At 44.2% G+C, this 1,793-nt stretch carries 1 protein-coding gene; it reads left to right on the top strand.

The genetic code is table 11. The features are described from left to right. Positions 1–1,793, top strand: a 1,793-nt coding sequence (gene ppsA / locus C1T29_RS11850; RefSeq protein WP_208945706.1) for a phosphoenolpyruvate synthase, incomplete at both ends; no start/stop codon positions are given.

The following is a 1,793-nucleotide window of genomic DNA, read 5'->3' as shown; positions in this document are numbered from 1 at the left end:
GGATTTGCCGCATGCTTCTTTTGCAGGGCAACAAGAGACCTATTTAAATGTTATCGGCAAGGATGCGATCTTGCAGCATATCAGCAAATGCTGGGCTTCCCTGTTCACGGAGCGCGCGGTCATCTACCGTATGCAGAATGGATTCGATCACAGGCAAGTTTATTTATCCGTTATCATTCAAAAGATGGTTTTCCCGCATGCTTCAGGGATTTTATTTACCGCTGATCCGATGACTTCCAACCGGAAACTGCTTTCAATCGATGCCGGTTTTGGACTTGGAGAAGCTCTGGTCTCCGGCTTGGTCTCTGCCGATTGTTATAAAGTGCAAAACGGACAAATCGCCGATAAGAGAATAGCAGCCAAGAAATTGGCGATTTATGGACGAGCACAAGGCGGAACAGAGACAAAGCAGATCGATCCTGATCAACAGATGTCTCAAGCACTCACTGACGGGCAAATTTTACAGCTGGCACGTATCGGAAGACAGATCGAAGCTCATTTCGGCCAGCCGCAAGATATCGAATGGTGTTTGGCTGATGATACATTTTATATTGTTCAGAGCCGGCCGATCACGACTTTATTCCCGATCCCTGAAACGAATGATCAGGAAAATCACGTCTATCTATCTGTTGGTCATCAGCAAATGATGACTGATCCCATTAAACCGTTGGGATTGTCTTTTTATCTGTTAATTACTCCTGCACCTATGCGTAAAGCCGGCGGGAGATTGTTTGTTGATGTTGCGCCTAGGCTGACGACACGTGCCGGCCGGGAAGCTTTATTAACTACCGTGGAAGCAGATCCGCTTACAAAAGACGCACTCATGACCGTAATCGAGCGAGATTTTATAAAATTGATGCCAAATGATCAAACAGCACCGATTCCGGGCAACGGTCAAACAGATATGCCGGTGCAATTCGAGAACGATCCGACAATCGTTTCTGATTTGATGAAGCGCAATCAAACATCGATCGAAGAGTTAAAGCAAAACATCCAAGCGAAATCGGGATCGGATTTGTTTGATTTTATACTGGAAGATATCCAGCAATTAAAGAAGATCGTATTTGACCCGCAAAGTACGGCTGTGTTTATGGCTGCTATAAATGCGACAACATGGATCAATGAAAACATGAACAAGTGGCTAGGCGAAAAAAACGCCGCTGATACCCTTTCTCAATCTGTACCGGGCAATATTACTTCGGAAATGGGTCTGGCGCTGATGGATGTCGCGGATGTGATTCGCCCTTATCCAGAAGTGATTGATTATTTGCAGCATGCAAAAGAAGATCACTTTCTCGATGAACTGGTTAAGTTTAATGGTGGAAAGGAAATCCAAGACGCTATTTATGATTATCTCAGCAAATACGGAATGCGTTGTCCTGGAGAAATTGATATTACAAGACCTCGCTGGAGTGAAAAACCAATTACACTTGTCCCCATGATTCTTAGTCATATCAAAAACTTCGAGCCTAACGCCGGCAATCGAAAGTTTGAGCAAGGGCGGCGGGCTGCTTTGGAAAAAGAACAAGAGTTAATTGATCGATTGAAGCAATTGCCGGATGGTGAACAAAAAGCGAAAGAAACAAAACGAATGATCAACCTCATCCGGAATTTCATCGGCTACCGGGAATATCCAAAATACGGCATAGTCAGTCGCTACTTCGTATATAAGCAGGCATTGCTGAAAGAAGCCGAACAACTCGTACAAGCGGGCGTTATTCATGAAAAAGAAGATATATACTACCTCACTTTTGAAGAGCTTCACGAAGTCGCACGCACAAAAAAAATAGATA

It is taken from the genome of Bacillus sp. MBGLi79, from assembly GCF_002953915.1.
This window is presented reverse-complemented; position numbering and strand designations above follow the sequence as displayed.